Origin of the sequence: Planococcus massiliensis (assembly GCF_000821325.1) — a bacterium.
Taxonomy (GTDB): Bacteria; Bacillota; Bacilli; order Bacillales_A; family Planococcaceae; genus Planococcus; species Planococcus ruber.
Genome location: NZ_CCXS01000001.1, coordinates 188,509 through 211,349 on the forward strand (window position 1 = coordinate 188,509; position 22,841 = coordinate 211,349).

Here is a 22,841-nt window from a genome sequence, read left to right on the forward strand (position 1 = left end):
AGTTTTCATTCCAACTTATCAGAAGAAGCTTAAGCTGTACGATAAAGTGTACTTTTACGAACGCTTTATAAGATGGTCATAGATTCAAGAAAACTTTTAATATTTGTAATTATTGGTATAATTGTAAGTAGAAAATAATCCCGTTATTTTAAAATGAAAGTAGGGAAAGTAGTTGAACGCTAAAAATATTGTGAAAAATTTCGGGTTTGAGGTAGAAGAAGAACCGATTAGTATTTATCCGTTTTCACCAGTCTATCGATTAGAAAGCTCCGATGGAGAATTCATTGTTAAAAAAACGCGAAGCCCAATTCAGAAAGCGCATAGACTGATGGCGTTTACCAATACGTTATACAACCAGGGGATCAATGTAGTTATTCCTGAAAAGATTTCAACAGGAAACCCGTTAGTCATCGACGACACAACTTACGTAGTTTATCCTTTTATCAAAGGAGAATCCTATAAAGGCCAGGATATTGAAATCAAAGAAGCAGGAAAACTGCTTGGAAGAATTCATTCTTTATCTTCTGCGGAGAATGAATTTCAACTGGATGTGTACGATGTATTTGATTTCACTGAGGATGAAGTGAAAGAAAGCTTTATAAAGATTGTAGAAAATGCGACATTAAACAATTCTGTCATTGACCCAGAACTCGAAATGAGACTTCTGCGAGCAGTTCGTCAGCAGAAAGTGCTAGAGAAAGTCGGATTGCCTTCCGTTGCAACACCGCATGACTTTAAAGCGAATAATCTTATTTACGTTCCTAACCCCTATCTAATTGACCCAGACAATGCCGGCTGGATTCCCCGAATCTTTGATTTGGCACTGGTTTTATTTCTTTTTCACAACGAATTGGCTACAGCTCCAGATCAGCCTTTTACAAAAAAACAATGGGAAATATTTTTAGAGGGCTATAAGGAAAACGTAACCTTGACGGAGAATGAAATACACTACTGGACTCAAGCGTTAGAACATGTTTTTCTCGATGATGTGATGTGGTTGATGTCAGAGGGGAAAGAGGATTGGAAAAATCCCGTGCAGCGGAATCTTTTTAGTAGATTAATTCAATTATTGTTAAATCTTGAAGAGTACAGTTTAACTTGAGTGTGAAAGAAATCAGTGAGTTGGAATAACTAGCAGCACGTGCAGCCATTAAAGTGAATGAAATATTTTTTTAAAAATAAATTTATCAAGTCTTGAGTCTTGAAATGTTTGAATTATAGTTTACATATCAGCGCTTATCAGAAGTTGAAATTTTAGGAGTGAATATAAGAAGTGGAAAACAAAGAAAGTGCAAGTTACTTATCAACTGGCGAATTATCAAAGATACTGAATATCTCGGTGAGGACGATTCGTTATTATAATCAAATCGGGATAGTGAACCCTTCAAAGAAGGCTGCCGGTGGTAAACGATACTATTCCAAAGAGGATATTGTGAAGTTGCAAAAGATTATTCTGCTCAAATCGTTGAATTTGTCGCTCGAAGACAGTCGGAATATCCTGGCCGAGCAGTCGATGTCCGCTATCTTGCTTGCCCATCAGTCTTTGTTGAGTGAAGAGGTGGAACACCTGACGAATTCGTTGAAGCATACCCAATCGCTCTTGAATTTGCTGGACTTAAAAGCAACCCTTCACTGGGAAGATTTAATTTCCTTGGTGGCGAATGAAGTGAAAGACAAAGATTGGAATCAATATTTCTCTGTGGAACAGCAATCCCATCTTAAAAGTCAGTTGCCTAAACTTGAAAGTGGAGATAGGACCACAAAAAAGTGGATCAATATCATTAAAAGGATTGAGCTTTGTCTTGAGAATGGGGTTTCCCCTGCCTCGATGGAAGGTCAACTCATTCTCGAAGATGTTGACATATTATCAGAAGAAACGTTTGGCGACGATTCAGAACTGGTCGAGGCTTTTTGGGAAGTCCGCAAATCTCCCGAAGCTTCCGCTGAGTTGGGTCTCTATCCAATTTCATCAGCTATTATTGATTTTCTAGAGATGGCCGCTAAAAAAGAAGTCTCTCCCAACTGACAGCCGGAGCACGTCAGTCTGGAGAGAAAATAATCACGCTATGGCAGTCAGGATCACGGCAATCCCGTTGAATATTCCATGAATCAGGATACTGGGAATGATGGAACCGGTTTTATGATAGACCCATGAAAAAATAAGGCCGGATACAAAATTAACCGGTAAGGTATTGTATGTAGGAATATGGACAACCGTAAAAATAAGGGAACTGATCAGCATCCCGCTTAACACACCATATCGGCTGCTGAAAAATCGGTAAAGGAAGCCGCGATAAAAAATTTCTTCGTAGATAGGAGAGATGATCGCGGCCGATACAAATCCTATTGTAAAGTTCAACAAGGTCATCTGTGACTGGAGGCTTTCCGTTTTACTGTTTTCCGTTCCAACTCCTATAAATGACATCCCGATTACCAACACGATGCTCACGACAATTAGGATGATGGTCCAAAAAGCTATCAGCTTCCAGTCTCTTAAAGGGAATGGTGTTAATCCGACAGTTTTCCAGGACTGTTCCTTGGGTTTTAAAACGATGAAATAAAGCGCCGTTGTGAAAATGATAGCCATGATGAAGCCATTCAATGTACCGGCATGTAACTCATTTTGAAAAAAGTCCAACAGATAATTAAATAGTACAGTTTCAATGAAAATCGGAACCAGTACCAGTACAAGAACCAGCATATAGATTAAATCCCGCCATTTCCACATTTCATTCCGTTCAATAGATTCTTTTATCAATTTTATCCCTCCAGGTATTTAACTTACTGAGACCAGCATACGTGGTGACGTAAGGGAACCTGCAAGGTTTTTTTGAAAAAAACCGGTTCTGATGTGGAAGTTTACATATCATCAGGTTATCGGAAGGGAAGAGGTTTATAAAAGTGCTTCTTCTTTTTTTTTCGAAAAAACAGAGTTCTAGTAGCATTAAAATTTAAGAGGAGCTGCCATTTATTGTAACCATTTAGGTAAAAAAACCTCCAATAATATAAAAGGAAGAATATGATGAAGAGATCACATGGGTGATAGGATTACTGGTTTTAATAGCAGTATATAGTACCGAACCGACTGTCGATAAATCAGAAATGAATGGAGATAGAAAAAACAGGGGAAAATGTAGCCGAGGTAATTGGCACCGAAAAAACATTTCCTATTGTCGTTGTAATAATAAATATTCGCCTGACCCAAGCCTGATGGAATATCAGGTTCGAATCAGCCGAATAATTTAATAAGAATTTCTCATTTCAAAAGGAGATTTCTCTAGTTAAAATCGTTTCCCTTTCTAAAAAATTACTATCACTTTTACTGTGCAGCTTCTGCTTCAGGCTTTTCTTTGCTTGGCATTTCTATGCCGATTTCTTTCATCTTTGTTGCAGCCTCATCTTGAGTTAGGGTGCCATTCATCATTTGTTGCATAATTTCTTGTGCTTTGGCTCTCGTGGCTTCGTCTAGATTCTCAAATACTCCACCCATGTTGCCTTCTGGCCGACCACCGCCTTCTCCTGAAGGCATTTCTCCGTTTTCAGTTGGCGGAGTGAAGTTCCCGCTTGCCGGAGGTGTACCACCGCCGAATCCGCCGCCTGGTCCCATGCCGCCAGCTGCCGCTTCGGTTACGCCGTTTTCATCTAACCAAGTTACCGTTTCAGTAAGCGTGAAGTCGACCATTTTTGTGCCGCCCTGATATTCTCCTTCCGTATAAAGCCCGTTTTCCGCCTCTCCAGAAGAAGTGCCGCCTGTCGATAAGCTATAAGAGGAATCTACTTTCAAGTCAGGCGAACTGATGAAAATGGCTTGGAATTCTTTCACTGGTGCGAATGTAGCAATAACCGTTCCTTTACTGTCCTCCACATGGACAAGTGTTCCAGCGGCCTGGGTTTCCGGGAAGGTCATGACGATTGAAGATTGTGCAGATTCTTCAGACGCTGCCTGAAGCATGCCCGAACTTCCTGCAGCTATCAATAAACCGCCTTCTATCAGTAAGGTCCCGTCATAGTCAAGCGAACCATTCATATTTTCAGTCGGCCCGTTGACAAGTACCGTCCCGCCGTTCATTTCAATTGAACCGTTTGAATCCAAGCCATCCCCCGCTGCATTCACGGATACAAATCCGCCGTTGATGGACAGCTTGGTTTCCAGTTCTTCTTCCGCAGCTTCGGTTTCCTCTGTTTCGTCTGTTGCTTCTGCTTCGGCATCAGCCGATGTTTCTTCCGCAGCAGTATTTCCACCCGCTGCAGTTTCAGGCATCGCTCCACCCGGCATCATCGTTGATCCGCCGCTGACATTGATACCGTCGTCCGCTGCTGTCAGGATTAACGTGCCATCGTTTATCGTGATATTGTCTGCTTCCAATGCTTCGTTGCTTTTCGCCACTTCGATGCTGCCGCCTTGAATCAACGCGACATTGTTTGCATGGATGCCGTCATCTCCTGTTGCGATTTCCCATTCTCCGCCGCCGATCGTCACATCGCCATCACTATGCACAGCATCATCCAGCGAATCGATATCAAAAGTTCCGCCGCTGATGGCAATAGCCATTGTTGCTTTGATGCCTTTTTTGCTGTCACTTGTAGTTTCTTTTGCCGTTTCCTCAGTAGTTTCAGTCTCTTCCTGAGGCGCCCGCATCATGTTCTCAGAAGTCTCAACTGTTTCAGGGCTTCCGCCGCCTGCAGCAATTGTAAAGGTACCATCCGTTATATAGAGGGACGCGATTGATTGGATGCCATCATTGCCGGAGACAATCGAAAATTCACCATCTTCCAATGCAATATTGCCTTTGGCTGCATCTTTGTCATTAGACGTTTTAATGCCATCTCCTCCAGCTTCAATGGCAATTGTTCCTGCTGTTACGGCCACCAAATCTCGGCCCATCAATCCATCATCCACAGCTGTGATTTGGATATCGCCTCCTGTGATTTTCAATTCGTCTTTGCTGGTAATTCCATTATTATAGTTGCCATCAACAATCAGGCTGCCGCTTCCGTTAATAGTCAAATCGTCTTTACTGAAAATCGCTGCATTGGGTTCATCCGTATCAGAATCTTCATAGACGTATTGCTCGCCGTCTGAGATGATGTTCTCAGTTCCTTCTTCAAGTGAGATTACGGTCTTCTCCGCGTTGACGACATTAATGGCCGCCGTATCCGAAGAATTGATGTCCACTCCATCGAGTACCAGCCTTACCGTCTTCTTATCTTCGGAATCGATGCTGATTTGGCCATCATCCAAATTTCCGCTGATCATATACGTCCCTCCAGCTTTAATTGTCAATGTGTTTTCCTCAAAAATGACAGCTGCCGAAGAGTCAAATCCCGCTTCTGTCCCATTCAATTGAATCTTTTCTGCATTTTCCACTTCACTGTACAGGTCATCATCTTGATAATTGACCATCGAATCGATCTGTGTTTTGGTTTCTTCATAAGCTATTGTCTTTTCGGTACTGCTTTCCTGCCCGGATTCATTGCTGCAAGCAAATAAAAGACTCGCAGAAAGCGCCACTGACGCCATTTTAAACATTCGTTTATTAATCATATCGAGTGCTCCTTTAAGGTCAAATTTCGTTCTTGGCCCTATTGTGAAGCTACAACCTTAAGCAAACCTTAAAATGAAAAACCATTTGCATTTATTTCAATTCAACCTATAATCAAATCTATTATTGCCTTTTCAGTTATTCGTATAAAGGAGACACTAAAATGAAACTGCTAATTATAGAAGATGACCGGCATCTGTCGAATACAATCAAGGAAACTACGCAGGAATTGTTCGAGACGCAGCAGGCTTTTGATGGAGATGAAGGCTTATTTTTGGCGGAACAGAACATCTTTGACTGCATCATTCTGGATATCATGATGCCTGGCATGAACGGTTACGAAGTATTGAAAGAATTGAGAGCTCAAGACAATTCCACACCGGTCATCATGCTAACAGCAAAAGACGGCATCAGCGATAAAATCCAAGGATTTAAAGCGGGTGCTGACGACTATCTGGTGAAACCGTTCCATCGGGAGGAATTATTGCTGCGGCTCGAAGCCATCATCCGACGCTCCGGAGGTGAACTGAGGGAGAACGTGCTGACTTTCAAAGAATTAAAATTGAACATCAAAAACAAAACGGCTTTCATCAGAGATGAACCGGTCAAATTGAACGGCAAGCAATTCGACCTTCTTGAATACCTGCTGAACAATAAAAACATCATTCTAACGAAAGAACAGATCTTCGACCGGATCTGGGGATTTGAATCCGATACTTCGACTACGGTTGTCGAGGTATATGCCAGCAATTTACGAAAGAGTTTAAAGGCTTTCCATTATGACCCCTACATCAAAACTTTTCGTGGCCTCGGGTATATGCTGTCAGAACACGGTGGAACGGATGAATAGGAAATCCATTTTCAGAAAACAGCAGCTTCGCTTTATGATTTTGAATCTCTTGGCGTTCACCGTGATTTTTACGATTTTTGGAATCATCATCTTCAATCAAGTACAAGCGACCTTATTTTCCAAAACCGATGAAGAAATTTTGAATTTTAAAGAAATGCTCGAAGAAAATCTGTTATCCAGCGATAGAATTCCACCTCTGAATGAAGGGCCACGAGAGCCGGTTGCATCCAATCCAGAGCGAAATAATCCGAATCCGCGAATTATCCTGCTCCACTGGAACGATGAAGGGAATATCATCAATGAAGTCCAAATTGGAACGCTATTGTATGAAAATTATTTTGAAGATTTTACATTGGATGCAGAAAATCTGGATTCCTTCACTAATATAACTTTCGACGAATCCTATACATTCCGATACTTGCTTTATGAAGACGAAAATCCCGACGACGAAATTGCTTATACCCAGCTATTGGTCAATATTGATCCCGAACAGACCATAATCGACAATTTTGGAAGGCTGTTGATCATCTGTTCACTGATTTTTATCATGCTGTCAATAACAGCTAGCTACTTCCTTTCAAAGAAGATGGTCAAACCCATCATCCAGTCATGGGACAGGCAAGCAGAATTTGTCGAAAATGCTTCCCATGAATTGCGAACGCCATTGTCTATTATCCAAAATAAGCTCGAATTGCTACTTACGGAACCGCAGGCGAAAATCATGAATAAATTTGAAAATATTGCGCTCAGCCTGTCGGAAACGAGAAGGTTATCAAAACTGACTTCTGATTTACTGACACTGGCCAGAGCCGACTCCGCTGATGTCCAGCTCGTCAAGCAATCTATCGAAGTTGATTCTTTTGTCCAAAAAACGGCTACTCCTTATAAGGAAATAGCGGAGTCACAAGAAAAGCACCTTTGGCTTGATTTGAATACTCAGGCAAATATGGAAGCAGATGAAAGCCGCATTCACCAGCTTTTGGTCATCCTGCTCGACAACGCCTTAAAGTATACGGAAGAAAAAGACAGCATTGGCGTGAAAACCTATATGGAAGATCAGAAAGTTGTCATTGAAGTCAGCGATACGGGTGTCGGCATCTCAGATGAAAGCATTTCCCATATCTTTGACCGCTTCTACCGGGAAGACAAAGCACGTTCGCGCGAAACCGGAGGCATGGGTTTAGGCCTCTCCATCGCCCAATGGATCGTCGAAAGCCATTCCGGCATCATCAGTGCAGCATCAAACAACCAGCAAGGAACGACGTTTAAAGTGAAGTTGCCAAAGTAAGAGATCACATCCTGTGATCTCTTTTTTTATTTTCTTTTTAGTTTTAAGGTTGGTTTAAGGTTAATCCTCAATAATTGGTTTCAAGAGCTAAACAGCATTCGAAAGAATACCTGTTAAAGCAGAAGAAGGAGCGATATATCATGAAGGCACTATGCTTGAACGGAGTTCAGGGCAGGAGAGAATTAAAGCATGAAATGACGAAAATGGAATGTTATTTATTGCGGAATAAACTGAAACATTATATGGAAATAGATCCTCATGCTAAAGAAAAAGGCACATATTCAATTCGCAGCGTCTATTTCGACAACTTTGACAATAAAGTGATGATCCAGAAAAAAGAAGGATTATTCGAACGCGATAAATTCCGGGTCCGTCTTTATGATGGCAACACGGATCTTCTGAATTTGGAAAAAAAGAGCAAACGAAATAACCTCACATATAAACAAAAATGCTCCATTACGGCAGAAGAATATGAAAAAATCCGTTTCGATGACATTTCCTGGATGGAGAACGATTCACGGCTACTTGTGCAAGACCTTTATCGGCAGATGAAAATGCTTCAGCTGAAGCCCATCACCGTTGTCGATTATGAGCGGGAAGTGTTCATCTATAAGTATGGCAATGTCCGGGTAACTTTCGACAGTTCGATTCGCACGAGCCTTCGGAACAACGACGTCCTTAACATGAACATTCCGATGGTGGATACGGAACCGGAGGTAGTTCTGTTAGAAGTTAAATACGATGAATTTCTGCCAACCATCATTAAACAATTGTTGCAAGTCAGCGATTTGCGGGCCGGTGCCTATTCAAAATACCAAATCAGTCGAATGTATGGATAAGCTATTCACATTAAATGTTTAAACTATTTACTTATTGGAGGAATTACTAATGGAAAACGTAAATTTCAGTGATATTTTCAAATCCAGTTTCCTGGAGAATACCAGCAGCTTCTCGCTCATCGATTCGCTGCTCGGACTAGCGGCAGCTTTTGCCATCGGGTTGTTTATTTATATGATTTATAAGAAAACGTTCTCGGGAGTCATTTACTCGCATAGTTTCAATATTTCTTTGATTGTCATGTCTATGGCAACCGCGTTAATCATTATGGGAATTTCCACTAATGTCCTATTATCACTTGGCATGGTTGGTGCTCTGTCGATTGTTCGATTCAGAACACCGATTAAAGATCCGATGGACCTCGTTTATCTATTTTGGACCATCGTTTCAGGTATCCTTTGCGGTGCTGGCTTTGTATTACTTGCCATTCTGGGCTCTGTGCTTATTGGATTGGTTTTAATTGTTTTTATTAATAAAATTAAAATTGAAAATCCCTACTTATTAATTGTTAAATATGAGGACAATGAAATCGAAAAATCATTGGAGCACCTGATTTCATCAAGCGTCCGGAAGCACCTGATCAAGTCAAAATCTGTCGCACAAGGCTGCGATTATGAAGTGACTTATGAAGTGCGCGTCAAAGATACCGATATGAATTTCATCTCTCGCATTTCCGAAATGGCTGGAGTTAAGTCAGCGGTCATGCTAAGTTACGACGGCAATTTCACAGCCTAATTAAAAAAGTGTTTCATCCGCTTTTACAGGGAGGAGACACTTTTTCATGTTGTTTGAAGAAAAAATAACCGTAGGAGAACTATTTCTATGAGTAGCTGCATCATTGGAAATGTAGTTGACATTAATCCGATTACTGACTGTGATCAAGTGGAAGACAAGAAATCCGTTAATGAAATGTTTGTCTTTTTCGTTTGTGAAAGTGTACTTTTACGAAAGGTTAATTAAGTGCACATAGAATATTTACGTACAAATAGATGAACTCATAAAATGAATGTTTTCTGAAACACCTTGGAATCGTTTGTTGTCCAATTTTCAGGATTCATATTAATGGGGTCATTCGATTCAGAATGTCACGATAGTTATTTGCTTAATCTTCCATCGTTAAAATAAACCGAATTATCGAGTTTTTCAGGTTTACCGCTTAAGGAAACAACAGTTTTGCTGTATAAACGACTATGGTGACGGTCGCCATACTAAATACAGTAGATATTAATACGGCCTGCGCAGCGTATTCAGGACGGTCGCCATATTCCAAGGCGAAAAGAGAGCTGTTTCTGGAAGTTGGAAAAGAGCTTGCGATAAATAGAGCTTGGGCTATAGTTCCTTCCAGACCCAAAACGACAATCACAAAAATGGCGATTACAGGAGAAAGAATCAGGCGACCGACAATGCTGAGAACCAAAGGCAAAGAAAAGCGGATCAATTTAAGAGATGCGCTTTGGGCCCCGAGAGTGATCAAGGCTATGGCTAAAAAAGCATCAGACGTATTTTTGATGGGGGTCCAAATAAAGCCCGGGATTTGGACGGACAAAACGTGGCACAGGAGCCCTGCTAAAAAAGCGTAAATGACCGGGTTTTTCTGGAAAACCTTCATTGCCTGTATTCCTCTGTTATTGACAGATACGGAATTGTACAAGCCATATGTATAGGTGAGCAGGTTCTGGAAAATCAGAACGATTATCTGGATGGATAACCCTAAAGGATTGTGCTGGAAAACAAGCTGGCTGACCGGCAAACCGAAATTCCCTGAGTTAACGAGCACTACACTGTTTTTGAAATTTGCAGAAAGGCTTCTGTCGAATTTCGCTATTTTCGTTATCCCTGCACTCAAAGCCATTAAACAAAGGCTTTGTAGGATTAAAAAGCTGAGGACCTGAAAAAGGGTATCCGCCTTCATGTCATTTTGATAAATATTGACAAAGCATAGAGCCGGCATTAAAAGATAAGTATTCAATTTTGCGAGTGTATTCATGTCTAATGGATACCTGATATGAAGAATGATCCCTGCACCGATCAGCAAAAAGACCGGCACGATGACATTCAGTATGATAAGCAATAAAACTTCCATATATAAATTCTCTCCATTCTGAAAAAAGCAATAAAACTTTTGTCTTTTTGCCTGATTTATATCAGTCTACTCAATAATCATAAGAGGATAAGGGAGTCGATAAAAATACTGATTGTGGATGGCCAGCCATAAGAAAAAGAAATGGCAGAGACCAGAAGAGAAGAATTTCCAGCAAAAAAAGAGCGTGGGACGAATCCACGCTCTTTTAAAGCGAATTTTTAAAATCGATTGTGCGGACAAATTGTACAAATTCATTTGCGGCTTTCGATTGGAGAGTTTCTTCACGATAGAGCAACCAGGTTCTTCTGACTAATGGATTTCCGGATTCATCTTCTAAGTTGATTAGATAAAGGTCGTCATGATTTTCAATAAGGACACTGGGGAGGATACCGTATCCAAGGCCATTCAGCACCATTTCTTTGCAGGTATCCGCTTTGTCCACTTCCATTCCGAGTAAGGGAGGCTGAGAGAATGTGCCGGTCCACCAATTATCAATCGTAGTTTTTAACAGATTATCTGTTTCGTATTCGATTCTTGGCATGAAAGGCAATTCGTGCAGCCCAACATACTCCTTGGATACAACACAAAGCTTTTCTTCGAATAAGAGATGTTTTGGTCCAGACCAATTATAGTCACCGCGTACAATTCCAACATGAACTTCCTGATTATAAGCAAGATTAAAAACGTCCCGGCTCCATCCGGTGCTCACTTTGTAATTCACTTTTGGGAATCGTTCCCCGAAAAGTTTCAAAAGGAGAGGCAGTTTATGCCTCGTAATATAATTTGAAACGCCTAGCCGTAAAGTTCCGCTGACTTCTAGGCCGATATTCAGGACCTGGTCTTTAATATGATAGAGGCGCTCAAGCATTTCGTCTGCGCATTTGGCTAAATATTCGCCTTCAGGAGTGAACTGAACACCTTTTGTACCGCGTACGACAAGGGTACGCCCGTATTCCTGTTCGATTTGCTGGATTCTTTTAGTGATAGAAGGCTGAGATACATACAAACTTTCAGCCGTTTTGGTGATGTTTTTTTTTTCATAAAGTGTCTTTAAAATAAGCCAGTCACGCTCATTCATTGCTTCTTCCCCCAACTTTTATCACTGTAGCGTCTATACTAAACATTAACATATTAAGATAGCAAAAGAGAGCAAGTAATGACTAGGGAGATTTCACTAATACAAGCAATTATTGATTTAACAATACCTTATAGACAATGGCGATTCCTTAGACCTTAAAATACTCCTGAGCTCTATGGATGCTAAAGGAGAACTTCAGGATTTATTTCTAGAAAGTGTAGAAAAGAAAAACTAGCATGTAAAAATATTTCCATGAACTTATACTTTTAAGGAGTCTCGAGAATCATGTAGGCTACGTGCTCCTTTTAGGCGCCTCATTCTGATCTATGGAAAATCAGCACCACATTTTCTCTTCTTATATCTGGATAAGTTTATTTTGACGAAAGTACTATAGGAGGGAAGGGAGAAAGTAGCCGTTTTTTGTTTATTCCCGCTTTATAATTTCCTCTTTAGAAGTGCTTTAAAATTCTGCATATTGATGTTGCCTGTTTTTCTTAAAATGTTATGATACTCCTTAAGTTACTTTACTCACATCGTGTCAGGAGGGGGAAAATGCATGAACAATCCAGTAGTCATCATCGGTGCAGGTTTAAGTGGCCTGCGCACTGCATCATTATTAACTGAAAAAGGCATTGATTGCCGAGTTTTAGAGGCAAGAGACCGAATTGGCGGGAGGGCTTTGAGTGCTTCTGTTCCGAACAGACCGGACCTGGGCCGATTCGACCTTGGCCCCACATGGTTCTGGCCCCAGTACGAACCGCAAATGGCGGCACTTGTTAAAGAATTGGACTTAGAGACGTTTACCCAGCATAATGACGGAGACATGCTGGTGGAGCGATTCCAGATCAAACCGCCAGAGCGCTGTGTACTGCAGGAGAATATGGATGAAAGGGGTGTCCGGTTAACGGGAGGCATTCAATCGCTTATCGATGCGTTGGCAGAGTCACTTCCGCCAGAAACGATTAAGCTGCAAATACGGGCCAAAAAGATTCGCATGGATGAAGACGGGAATGTGACGGTCGAAGCTGAACAAGCGAATGGGGCAGTGGAACACCTCCCTGCGGCAGCAGTCATATTAGCCTTGCCGCCTCGTCTAGTGGCGCGGCACATTGAATTTGCTCCATCCCTTCCATCGGATCTGCTCGCGGATATTGCAGAAAAACCTACGTGGATGGGGTCACAGGCTAAGGCCGTTGCCGTTTACGACACACCTTTCTGGAGAAAATCGGGTCTTTCCGGACTTGTGTTGAGTTCTGCTGGTCCGATGCAGGAAATTTATGATGCTTCCCCTGCAGATGGTGCAGGTGCGCTGTTTGGTTTCTTTGGTATACCTGCGGAAGTACGTGAACAGATGGGACAAGAAAAAGTCATAAGATTGGTTGAAAGCCAGTTGGTCAAGCTCTTCGGAAAGGAAGCCGAAAATCCACTGGCGATTTTATATAAAGATTGGGCGAGCGATTCAGAAACAGCAGTTGAGGAAGACTCCAGCCCTTTCAAGAACTACAGCAGCTATGGGCAACCACCGGCAGCAGGCAGCTGGGACGAGAAAGTGGTCTTTGCCGGTACAGAGACGAACGCTCAGTTTAGCGGGCATCTGGAAGGCGCCCTTCAATCAGCGGAACAGGCAGTTTTCAAAGTCGTTCAATCAAACTCTTAAGTTGGATTGAGGGGAAAAAGGGTTTATTCATAAGTCGTTTTTTCTTAATCTATGATTAAAAAAGCTAAAACGAAGTTTACATATCAAAACTTATCGAAAGGGAAGTAACTAATAAGTTATTTCCCTTTTTTTGTTTAGATGAGTCTACTTTTACGAACACTTTCTAACAACTTTTAACTAAACGAAAAGATACAAATGGAAGTGTAATTCCATTTGTATCTTTCTTTGTATTATTAAGAGTAAAAGCTTAACCCAATCGGTCACCTTTTTTTACTTTTTGTTGGGGTTCAATCAGAACAACTCCTTGTTCGGAATAGACACCCATTACCAACGCTTCGGAACTGAAACCGGCTACTTTCATTGGAGGAAAGTTCACGACGCCCAACACTTGCTTACCGACCAATTCATCCAACCGGTAACAGTCGGTTATTTGGGCACTGCTTTGTTTAACTCCGATCTCTTCCCCAAAGTCCACCCACAGTTTATAGGCGGGCTTTCTGGCTTTCGGGAATTCTTCTGCTCGGGTGATTTCACCAACCCGTATATCAATCTGTTCAAAATCATCGAACGTTGCCATTTTATTGCCTCCTAAAAGTTCTTCGTCTTACGTTGTTTTTTGAGATAAAGCAGGGCTCAATAGCTGTTGTTCTTCTTGCTTATCGGTAATGACAAGCAGCACCCCTAAAAAGATTAAAACAGCACCGACCCAAAACATCATACTGATGGTTTCACCAAGGACTAGCCAGCCCAGCAAGGTTCCGACAACGGGCTGGAAGAAAAAGAAAACTCCGCCGCTGGAGGCATTCAGCATCTGCAGGCCTCGGTTCCATAATAGAAAGGCAAGGGATGTCGAAATGATTCCTAAATAAAGCAATCCACCCCATATGGTGGGGTCACTTAAATCCGTTACCTCCATTTGCGGCAATCGGGGAATCACAAAAGGCGTCAGAACCACTACGGCAATTGCCGTCGCATAGGTTGTCACTATAATCTGCGAATAGTCATTCGGTATCTTTTTGACGAGTACAGACATCAACGCCCAAGTTAAAGCGGCAATCACTAAGGAAATGCCGCCAAGCATGCTGGACATGTCGAGATTATCAATGCCAACAATGGCAAGCACACCAATTGTGGCCAAACTGACGGAAATCGCCTTTTTCATGGTCAGGCGTTCTTTGAGGATCAAACTGGCGAACAATACCATAAATGCAGGTGTTGTCGCCGTTATGATTGCACCCATCTGGGCAGTAGAAAGCATCGTGCCTGTTTCCTGTGTCACAATCGAAATGACATATCCTACAATGGAAATGACAATAATGATGCCGACGTGTCGTCTGCTGATTCGCCAATTCTGCCGCGTCACTAATCCAATAATGACCAGAGCAGCCAATGCAATCAAATAGCGCATCCATACAAGTTCCAATGGCGGGATGACGGCCACTACTACTTTCACGACAACGTACATGCCTCCCCAGATGCTTGATGCTAATATTAAATAGAAAGAACCGATAAGTGTCTGTTTCATTCTTGTACCCTCCATTTTTATTCAGGCTTTAGATGCCCTGATGGAGAGATGGATGCAGCTATCTCCCCATCAAGTAAGTAGGAGTGAGGGCTGCTGGTACGTCGTTTTCAAATAAAGAACTTCGATGCATGTCGTTTCACCTCAAGTCTAATATGCTTGTTGCCAGTACAACGGCATCTTTCTTTTATTTAATTCAATAAAAAAGAAAAAAGACATTAGACCCATTTTAGAAAATTCACGAGAAATTTTCTTTACCGAGTTTAATGTCCCTTTTATCCATTATTAAGAATTCGATACTTCTGTGGAGCTACGCCTTCGCTATTTCTAAACCATCGAGTAAACGAAGAGGAATTCTCAAATCCGACTTCTTCACTGATTCTCGACATGGACCAACTTGTCGATACCAAGAGGCTTTTGGACTCGTTCAAGCGCAGTTCAGTTATATAGTTTTTCACGCTTTTTCCCGTCCGTTTCTTGAACCAGGACGAGTAGTAGACAGGATGGTAATGCTCCAGTTTCGCTAAGGTGTCCAATGTGATCGGTTCTTTGAAATGGTTGTGGATGTAGTCAATGGAGGCGGGATTAGCGGTTTGGAGTTTGCTGACCACATAGTGAACCAAATTTGCCAGAGCTGATGGGTTATCCTGGCCCGTTGCCTCTTCCAATAACAAATACCGAATAGCCGACCACTGATTATCCAATTGAACATGCATATGTTCTGTATGCTCGGGCAAATAGGGCAATGGAATGTCTAAGATTAAAAATTCATTGCGATCCATGGAGCGGTAGTCATGTTCCAATTTAGGCGGGAGATAGAAACAGTATTCGGAATTAAGCTTAATCTCCTGCCACTTCGTTTTAATGTCCAATGATCCTTCCAAGGGGAAAAGGAATTGGCCAAATTCATGATGGTGAGACGCAAACTCTTTTTGATAAGATCTCTTTTCACATATTAGATGATTTAAATTTCCCATTATTCTCCCTCAGCTTAAAAGTATTAGTCATGGAATTATAGTGGTTCTTCCAGTTACTTAAGAGAATACCATATTCATTCAAAGAACATGATACATGGAACATATTTTTAGTGTACATACCACCCCTAATTGGATGGAAAGAAGCAATAACGCAGCTTCTTTCTTTCCTAACTCGTTTAGAGATTCTCATTTTTTATCGTTTGATTCGCGCTAAACCATTCTCAATTTGGCACTCTAGTACCTGGTTTTTACTGATTGTAAGGTGATTCACAGACGCCTTGGTTATTTTTATATTTGATTTTTATAATAAAAAGTGTAAAATAAATAAAAAATGAATGACAGTCATTCATAATGGAGGGTTATATGAACAAAAAAGATAAGATTATTTCGGCTGCGATTTCGGTGTTTAGACAAAAGGGAATTGAGAAAACCACCATTTCAGATATTGTGAAAGAAGCGGGTATTGCCCAAGGGACATTTTATTTATATTTCCCTTCCAAAATGGCATTAATGCCGGCAATTGCTGAAATATTAGTGGGTAAAATGGAAGATTCACTTAAACGGAATGTACATTCTAAAGATATTGCCCAACAGTTAACCGAAATCATAAACGCATTATTTGAGTTTACAGCAGAAAACAAAGATCTCACTATCTTGATGTACTCCGGACTCACGCAAACTAGCCATTTAAAAGATTGGGAGTTGATCTATCTTCCAGTTTACCAGTGGGTAGAAAATCTTTTAACCATCGCTCAGGAATCAAACGCAATCCCTTCGGGTATAAAAATTGAGTACATGGCTCGGATTTTAATCGGTATGATTGAAGCAGCTGCGGAACAAAATTACCTTTTCAACGAACAAGATCCGGCAAAAATCAAAGAATTTCGAGAGGAACTGCAAAAAATGATTTTTCGCGCTTTAAGTCTTCCCTTATAGCGCTTTTATCCCCAAAAATGAATGACATTCATTCATTTGCGGTAAGTAAAAATAGGAACTTTAAGGAGTCATTGTAGATGGAAAAAGCATGGTTATATGTAATATTAACTAGCATATTTGAATTGTTTTGGATTTTTGGTTTTAATGTAGCCACTTCCTAGTGGCACTGGGCGATAATTATTCCAATAATTTTACTGGACTTTTTATTTTTGTCCAAAGCATGCGAAACGTTGCCGACGGGTACTGTGTATGCCATCTTTGCCGCTGCCGGGACTATTGGCACGGCACTAATGGATATATTTTTGTTTGGAGGAAGCTTTAGCTTATTAAAGGGATTCTTTATCACAGTCATAATTGTAGGGGTAATTTCACTAAAATTGGCTGATAACGATTCGAACACTTTGTCAGGAAAGGGGACAAACTGAAATGGGATGGACTTTTGTAATCGTAGCGGCATTATTAGAATTAATTGGTGTCATTGGTTTGAAAAAATTCAGTGAGAAAAAGTCTGTGGCTAATACTCTCCTGTTTTTTGGTGGGTTTGGCAGTGCCTTTATCTTCCTGTATGCTTCATTTACTTACTTACAGGTAAGCATTGCATATGCTGTATGGACCGGCATTGGTACCGCTTCTGCTGTATTGATCAACATGATATTCTTTCACGAATCGAAAAGCAGGGGAAGAATAATAAGTCTTATAATCATTATGGTTGGAGTGGTCGGACTCAAAGCCGTGTCTTAACAGGTTGTCTAGTGAACTTTCCAGTAATTTGAATTTTAGCTTTAGTGTGCTCCAATTATTTAATCTTTAGTTCGAAGTTTGAGCAGGAAACAGGTTTACATATCATAGGTTTTATCGGAAGCTGTTCAAAAAAAGGAAGAGAAGATGCGATTTAATCAGCATTTTCTCTTCCTTTGTATTTTTTATAATTTGTTTTATGAATACTTTCATTATAACAGGTGTTCTTTCAATATCGTTAACCCTATCGCCAGCTCATCCATGGAAGAAGCCGTCGACAGCGCAATCCGCAGGTAGTGTTCCGAATTCGGTTGTCCGCTCAGAAAACGATTTGAATGAAAAACCCGAATACCGTTTTTGGTTAACTCCGAAACCAATTGCAAAGGATCTTCCTGCTGTGGAATAGGGAGCCAACGATAGAAGCTCAAGGGATGACCGCTATTTTTTTCAGAAGGGAAAAATTCATAATATAACTCATTCGCTATTTGCGCCAGCTCTTTCTTTTGAGAAGCGATTTGCTGAGCTTTTCCGGATAAAATCAGCTCGGTGACGATTTCAGCATCCAATGCAGATGTTTTGACATTGATATTGAAAATGGTTCGGAGGATCATTTCCCGCATGTGCTGGCCGAATACAATATAGGCGACGCGCAGGCCCGAACAGATGGACTTGGAAGTGCCACAAATATAGACGCTTGTTTCCGGGACCAAATTTGAGAGCGGCTGCCGATAGTCAGGCAAGATGCCCGCAGTCAAAAAAGCGTGCATATCATCTTCAATCAAGATCAGGTTATTTCTTCGGATGACGCTGGCCAGTTCCTGTTTTCTCGTATCCGTCATCATGACAGTTGTTGGATTGGAACAGGAAGGCATCAGGAAAATACCGTGAACCTGAATCTGGCTGCACTGTTTTTCCAGTGCAGCCGGCAACATGCCCGCTTGGTCGCCTGCAACCGGCACCAGCTGGATGTGCAGAAGTTTGGCCAGCTCAATGAAATTCGAATAGGTATATAAGTCGGTGGCAATCCGGTTTCCAGGCTCAAACAAAGCGGTCAGGGCAATAGCTAAGGCATTTTGCGCACCGGAAACGATGGCCAACTGTTCGGGGGTTGCCTGAATGCCAAAAGCGGACATCCAGTTCAGGGCAACCGCCTTTTGATGAGGAAGCCCGGTCGGATCGTTGTAATTCAGCAGTTCAGGCAGGTAATTCTTGCTCGCAACTTTTTGAATCGTCTCTGTCAGTTCACTGTTGGTTTGTTCAAAGGAAGCTACAAAGCCCAAATCAATGGAGTTTTTTGTCCGATCCGTTGAAATGGTGATGGACTGAGCCGCGTTCGGAGCCACGAATGTTCCGTTTCCGGTAATCGCATAAATCAGCCCTCTCATTTCACACAATTTATACGCCCTTGTAATCGTGGTGAAGTTTAAGTCAAGGAAATCTGCGAGTTCGCGCTGTGGCGGCAATTTGGTCCCCGGCATTAAAAAGCCAGCGACAATGTCCTGTTCAAGCAACGAGGCAATGGACTGATAATAAGGCCGCGCCAGTTTTTTCTTATCTGGTTTCCACGTCAGCGTGTAATGTTCAAATGAATTAATTGGCATCGTAATCTTCCCGTCTTCCATGGAGTTTATTGTAATCCATACAATTATTTTATTTATTGTATGGATTCATTGTGTTACAACTAATATAAACCTTCTGGACAAGGATGTGAACCACTTGAAACAGCGTACCGAAATAAAAGCAGCGTTCCGTTTCGCTTATCCGAAGACGTTGCCGATTATGGCAGGCTTCTTGTTTCTGGGGATCGCTTATGGAATCTACATGCATTCGTTGGGGTTTAATGCCCTGTACCCGATTCTCATGAGTTTCCTGATTTTTGCCGGCTCGATGGAATTCGTTGCCGCAACGTTTCTGTTGCTTTCTTTCAATCCGGTCAGTGCCTTATTGCTGACGCTGATGGTTAATGCCCGGCATTTATTTTATGGACTGTCCATGTTGGATGTGTATAAAGGAACGGGAAAGAAAAAGGCATACTTGATCTTTGGAATGTGTGATGAATCGTTTTCTATCAATTCCACTTCAAAAATTCCGGAAGAAGTGGATAAAGGCTGGTTCATGTTCTTTGTAACACTGCTCAATCATGCCTATTGGGTGATCGGTTCGGCCATCGGCGGCTTGTTCGGTTCGTATATCACCTTTAATACTGAAGGGCTGGAGTTTGTCATGACCGCATTATTTGTCGTCATTTTCCTGGAAATGTGGATGCAGGGAACGCAGCGCCAAAGTGCAGTGATTGGGATAGGGTTGTCGGTGGTTAGTCTATTTATTTTTGGAAGCGATAACTTCATCATTCCAGCTATGATTGCCATCCTGGGCATTCTGACAATCCTGCGGAAACCACTGGAGAAAACGGAGGTTGAAGCAGTATGACCATGACCTTGACACAGCAAATCATGACGGTCGGTATGGTGGTATTGGGGACGGTTCTGACCCGTTTTCTTCCGTTCCTTGTATTTCCGGCCCATAAGCCGACCCCTGTGTATGTACAATATCTTGGCAGGGTCCTGCCGGCAGCGGTCATTGGCCTTCTGGTCGTTTATTGCCTGAAAGATATCGATCTGGGTTCAGGGAATCGTGGTTTTCCTGAATTCTTCGCGGTCGCGGTCGTCGTTGCACTCCATTATTGGAAAAGGAGGATGCTGCTGTCGATCGCAGGCGGGACGATGATTTATATGTTATTGACCCAATTGGTATATTAATAAAGAACATGGCCGGAACAAATCGAATGGACAAAGGAGAAAGAACTCATGAAAAAACGAATCGATGAAAACGAAATCCATACAAAGCATTATGAAGAGATTTTAAATCGAGTGAAGAATGATCCATTCGCACAGTCATTGGGAATTGAACTGACAAGATTCGAAGCAGGTTTTGCGGAGGCGGTACTGGAAGTGCAGAGTCATATGGTCAATGCCTATGGCACGGTTCATGGAGCTGTCATGTACACGCTGGCGGATCACGCTTTTTCCGTCGCCTGCAACGCCTATGGGAGAACATCTTTCGGACTGTCAACAAACATTCAATTCATAGAATCTGCAAAGCCGGGCGATAAACTGACAGCTCGCGCGACTGAGGTCAAACGGAACTTCCGAATCGGATTTTACCGCGTGGAAATTTTTCATGGCGAAACTCTGTTGGCGACGATGGAAGCAACGTCTTATCGGAAAGATCATTACTTCATCCCATTGGACGAAAATCTATAAGGTGTAAGTAGGCGGTAATTCTATAAAAAAGTTATTTACGGATATACGACTAGTTAACATATGATATTTTATTAGAAGAAGCTTAAACAAAAAGAAGGAGAAGACGCTGGAAAGAAAGCATTTTCTCCTTCTTATAATTTTACAAAAGAAAAAGACGCCAAAGTGGCACATGGAAGCGGTGAAACCCATTTCCCTAAAAAAATTTGGATCAATAGAAATTGCCTGCTCAGTTCCGAATTGGGCAATAAAGTAAATTTTGCCTTTCAAAACGGAAGAGGAACTCTTATAATCAAATCAAGACATAAGTATAGAGGTGTTTTATGAAACTCGATGAGATCGATAAAAAAATACTAGAACTTCTGACAGTGAATGGACGCTGCTCCTATGTGGATATTGGCAAGGAACTAAATCTTTCGAGAGTTGCTGTTCGGGAGCGCGTCCATAATTTATCCGAAGAAGGCGTTATAGAAAAGTTTACAGTTGTGATCAATAGCGAAAAAGTGGGCAAGAAAGTCTCGGGATTTTTTGAAGTGGATTGTGAGCCGGCCTCGCTCGTTAAAGTAGCTCAGGCATTGGCGGACAACCCGAGTGTAGCCAGTTGCTATCAGATGACCGGCCCTTCTACTTTGCACATGCATGTGCTGGTGGATGATTTTATCGATTTAGAAAAATTCATTAATGAAGAGCTCTATGCATTAGAAGGCATCACGCGTGTAGAAAGCCATATTCTTTTGCGGCGTTTCAAAAGCCGCAATGGACTCAAACTATAAAAGCGGCCTGCCTCTCTTGGATGGGCTACGAAATTGCATAAAAATAGTTGAACCTGAAGCGATTCACCGTCGCTTGAGGTTTTTTCTTTGCCAATCGAAATGTTTTGGAAGCGCTTTCGTAAAGGGTTAACAAATAATTATTAGACCACTGGCTTTGCGAACAATAAGTAAGAAATTTTCAAAATTTATCTTCAATATGTTGCATAAGGATAGGGAAATACTACTTTTTCGAAAATTCTTATAGATTTTTATATTCTTTTAACTTATAATCGGATTTATTAAATTATTTACTTTTGTTAAGCAAAATTAAATAAGTGATTTACAAATGTTTTTGGGGGTGAGATTTTGGTTTCTCTAATTATTCGTCGAACACTGCAGTTAGTCTTCTTGCTTTTAGGAATATCTTTTTTGGTATTTTCATCCATGTACATAGCGCCAGGGGATCCGGCAGCTATTATCGGAGGACCGACAGCAACAGAAACAGATATCGCAGCAATACGGGCAAATTTAGGATTGGACGATCCGTTCCTCGCTCAGTATGCACGCTATCTCGGCAACGCTGTCCAAGGAGATTTCGGGTACTCCTACCAAACGACTCAACCTGTAGCGGATGCCATTGCCGTCCGTTTTCCGAATACCCTGAAGCTGGCCGTGGCCAGTATGATCGTAGCGGTGATCATCGGCATTTTGACGGGCCTGGTTTCTGCATTGAAGCAAAATTCATGGTTGGACGTCTCAGCGACAACTTTTGCACTGGCCGGAATTTCCATTCCAAACTTTTGTCTGGGCGCTTTGCTGATTCTCGTCTTCGCAGTCAATCTGCAATGGCTGCCGGTCGGGGGGATGGCGCATCCGTTTTATACGATCGACGGCATTCGCGAATTGATTTTGCCGGCCATTACGCTCGGCACCGGTTCCGCTGCCATGATTGCCCGAATGGCGAGAAGTTCGATGCTTGAAGTGATACGGGCCGATTATGTGCGGACGGCACGTGCTAAAGGCGTCAAAGAAAGAAGCGTGATTTGGATCCATACATTGAAAAATGCCATGATCCCAATTATCACAGTGATCGGACTGAATTTCGGTTTCCTGCTTGGCGGGACGATCATCACTGAAAAAGTATTTGCCATCAACGGCGTTGGGCGTTTGATGATTGATGCTATCGCAGCCCGTGACTTTCCAATGGTGCAAGGTTCGGTCCTACTCGTCGCTACACTGTTCGTTCTCGTCAATTTAATTGTCGATATCGTGTATACGTACATTGATCCGCGGATTAAATATGAATAAAAAGGGGGGAGT

Annotated in this window: 22 protein-coding genes and 1 pseudogene; 15 read left to right on the forward strand and 8 right to left on the reverse strand. The window is 41.8% G+C overall.

Features of this window, described 5'->3' with window-relative positions:
- Positions 1 to 172: 172 nt before the first annotated feature.
- Both BN1080_RS00905 and BN1080_RS00910 read left to right on the forward strand, forming a co-directional pair.
- A complete protein-coding gene (locus tag BN1080_RS00905) occupies positions 173 to 1,102 on the forward strand; it encodes a phosphotransferase enzyme family protein (RefSeq protein ID WP_052649682.1) in 930 nt (309 codons plus the stop codon).
- Between the two features lie 171 nt (positions 1,103 to 1,273).
- Positions 1,274 to 2,026 carry a MerR family transcriptional regulator gene (locus BN1080_RS00910; protein ID WP_052649684.1) on the forward strand — a complete coding sequence of 251 codons (753 nt, stop codon included), beginning with the start codon at positions 1,274 to 1,276 and terminating at the stop codon, positions 2,024 to 2,026.
- A gap of 33 nt (positions 2,027 to 2,059) precedes the next feature.
- Here BN1080_RS00910 and BN1080_RS00915 read toward each other — a convergent pair whose 3' ends face one another.
- Positions 2,060 to 2,758 carry a CPBP family intramembrane glutamic endopeptidase gene (locus BN1080_RS00915; protein WP_110925536.1) on the reverse strand — a complete coding sequence of 233 codons (699 nt, stop codon included), beginning with the start codon at positions 2,756 to 2,758 and terminating at the stop codon, positions 2,060 to 2,062.
- A 561-nt stretch (positions 2,759 to 3,319) separates the two neighbouring features.
- Positions 3,320 to 5,545 carry a carbohydrate-binding domain-containing protein gene (locus BN1080_RS00920; RefSeq protein WP_052649686.1) on the reverse strand — a complete coding sequence of 742 codons (2,226 nt, stop codon included), beginning with the start codon at positions 5,543 to 5,545 and terminating at the stop codon, positions 3,320 to 3,322.
- Positions 5,546 to 5,706: 161 nt separating this feature from the next.
- Here BN1080_RS00920 and BN1080_RS00925 point away from each other — a divergent pair, with 161 nt between their 5' ends.
- The 4 genes from BN1080_RS00925 to BN1080_RS00940 all read left to right on the forward strand — a co-directional run bounded on the left by BN1080_RS00925 (position 5,707) and on the right by BN1080_RS00940 (position 9,253).
- Positions 5,707 to 6,393 (forward strand): response regulator transcription factor, encoded by a 687-nt coding sequence (locus tag BN1080_RS00925; RefSeq protein WP_052649688.1) that lies wholly within the window; start codon positions 5,707 to 5,709, stop codon positions 6,391 to 6,393.
- Positions 6,394 to 6,427: 34 nt separating this feature from the next.
- Positions 6,428 to 7,681 (forward strand): sensor histidine kinase, encoded by a 1,254-nt coding sequence (locus BN1080_RS00930; RefSeq protein WP_324607140.1) that lies wholly within the window; start codon positions 6,428 to 6,430, stop codon positions 7,679 to 7,681.
- Between the two features lie 140 nt (positions 7,682 to 7,821).
- The gene (locus BN1080_RS00935) at positions 7,822 to 8,520 is read left to right on the forward strand and encodes a polyphosphate polymerase domain-containing protein (protein ID WP_052649691.1); all 699 of its coding nucleotides are present in this window, start codon (positions 7,822 to 7,824) and stop codon (positions 8,518 to 8,520) included.
- A 49-nt stretch (positions 8,521 to 8,569) separates the two neighbouring features.
- Positions 8,570 to 9,253, forward strand: coding sequence for a DUF4956 domain-containing protein (locus BN1080_RS00940; protein ID WP_052649692.1), 684 nt, complete (start codon positions 8,570 to 8,572; stop codon positions 9,251 to 9,253).
- A gap of 421 nt (positions 9,254 to 9,674) precedes the next feature.
- Here BN1080_RS00940 and BN1080_RS00945 read toward each other — a convergent pair whose 3' ends face one another.
- Both BN1080_RS00945 and BN1080_RS00950 read right to left on the reverse strand, forming a co-directional pair.
- Positions 9,675 to 10,601, reverse strand: coding sequence for an AEC family transporter (locus BN1080_RS00945; RefSeq protein ID WP_052649694.1), 927 nt, complete (start codon positions 10,599 to 10,601; stop codon positions 9,675 to 9,677).
- Positions 10,602 to 10,806: 205 nt separating this feature from the next.
- A complete protein-coding gene (locus tag BN1080_RS00950; protein ID WP_052649696.1) occupies positions 10,807 to 11,679 on the reverse strand; it encodes a LysR family transcriptional regulator in 873 nt (290 codons plus the stop codon).
- Positions 11,680 to 12,235: 556 nt separating this feature from the next.
- Between BN1080_RS00950 and BN1080_RS00955 the strand changes: the two genes are divergently transcribed.
- Positions 12,236 to 13,336: a flavin monoamine oxidase family protein gene (locus BN1080_RS00955; RefSeq protein ID WP_052649697.1), complete on the forward strand. Its 1,101-nt coding sequence runs from the start codon at positions 12,236 to 12,238 to the stop codon at positions 13,334 to 13,336.
- 247 nt (positions 13,337 to 13,583) lie between these two features.
- Here BN1080_RS00955 and BN1080_RS00960 read toward each other — a convergent pair whose 3' ends face one another.
- From BN1080_RS00960 to BN1080_RS00970, 3 genes are all read right to left on the reverse strand, one after another.
- Positions 13,584 to 13,913, reverse strand: a complete 330-nt coding sequence (locus tag BN1080_RS00960; protein WP_052649699.1) for a tRNA-binding protein — start codon at positions 13,911 to 13,913, stop codon at positions 13,584 to 13,586.
- Positions 13,914 to 13,940: 27 nt separating this feature from the next.
- Entirely contained in the window at positions 13,941 to 14,861 is a 921-nt protein-coding gene (locus BN1080_RS00965; RefSeq protein ID WP_052649700.1) for a DMT family transporter, read from the reverse strand.
- Positions 14,862 to 15,133: 272 nt separating this feature from the next.
- Complete coding sequence (locus BN1080_RS00970; protein WP_234398902.1) at positions 15,134 to 15,640, reverse strand: helix-turn-helix transcriptional regulator; 507 nt, start codon at positions 15,638 to 15,640, stop codon at positions 15,134 to 15,136.
- 558 nt (positions 15,641 to 16,198) lie between these two features.
- On the opposite strand from BN1080_RS00970, the gene BN1080_RS00975 reads away from it, so the two are divergent.
- The 3 genes and pseudogenes from BN1080_RS00975 (at position 16,199) to BN1080_RS00980 (ending at position 17,512) form a co-directional block, all read left to right on the forward strand.
- Entirely contained in the window at positions 16,199 to 16,771 is a 573-nt protein-coding gene (locus BN1080_RS00975) for a TetR/AcrR family transcriptional regulator (protein WP_052649704.1), read from the forward strand.
- 77 nt (positions 16,772 to 16,848) lie between these two features.
- Positions 16,849 to 17,196, forward strand: a pseudogene (locus BN1080_RS16910) (DMT family transporter).
- Position 17,197: 1 nt separating this feature from the next.
- Positions 17,198 to 17,512, forward strand: coding sequence for a DMT family transporter (locus tag BN1080_RS00980; protein ID WP_052649706.1), 315 nt, complete (start codon positions 17,198 to 17,200; stop codon positions 17,510 to 17,512).
- Positions 17,513 to 17,721: 209 nt separating this feature from the next.
- Here the strand turns inward: BN1080_RS00980 and BN1080_RS00985 are convergent, their stop codons facing one another.
- Positions 17,722 to 19,110, reverse strand: a complete 1,389-nt coding sequence (locus BN1080_RS00985; RefSeq protein ID WP_052649708.1) for an aminotransferase-like domain-containing protein — start codon at positions 19,108 to 19,110, stop codon at positions 17,722 to 17,724.
- An 85-nt stretch (positions 19,111 to 19,195) separates the two neighbouring features.
- Here BN1080_RS00985 and azlC point away from each other — a divergent pair, with 85 nt between their 5' ends.
- The 5 genes from azlC to BN1080_RS01010 all read left to right on the forward strand — a co-directional run bounded on the left by azlC (position 19,196) and on the right by BN1080_RS01010 (position 22,829).
- Entirely contained in the window at positions 19,196 to 19,939 is a 744-nt protein-coding gene (gene azlC, locus BN1080_RS00990; protein ID WP_407674795.1) for an azaleucine resistance protein AzlC, read from the forward strand.
- Positions 19,936 to 20,268, forward strand: coding sequence for a branched-chain amino acid transporter permease (locus BN1080_RS00995; RefSeq protein ID WP_052649712.1), 333 nt, complete (start codon positions 19,936 to 19,938; stop codon positions 20,266 to 20,268). The genes azlC and BN1080_RS00995 overlap by 4 nt, the downstream gene beginning before the upstream one ends.
- 48 nt (positions 20,269 to 20,316) lie before the next feature.
- Positions 20,317 to 20,772, forward strand: coding sequence for a PaaI family thioesterase (locus BN1080_RS01000; RefSeq protein WP_052649714.1), 456 nt, complete (start codon positions 20,317 to 20,319; stop codon positions 20,770 to 20,772).
- 320 nt (positions 20,773 to 21,092) lie between these two features.
- Positions 21,093 to 21,542: an Lrp/AsnC family transcriptional regulator gene (locus BN1080_RS01005; RefSeq protein WP_052649716.1), complete on the forward strand. Its 450-nt coding sequence runs from the start codon at positions 21,093 to 21,095 to the stop codon at positions 21,540 to 21,542.
- Positions 21,543 to 21,887: 345 nt separating this feature from the next.
- Positions 21,888 to 22,829: an ABC transporter permease gene (locus tag BN1080_RS01010; protein ID WP_052649718.1), complete on the forward strand. Its 942-nt coding sequence runs from the start codon at positions 21,888 to 21,890 to the stop codon at positions 22,827 to 22,829.
- Positions 22,830 to 22,841 lie beyond the last annotated feature (12 nt).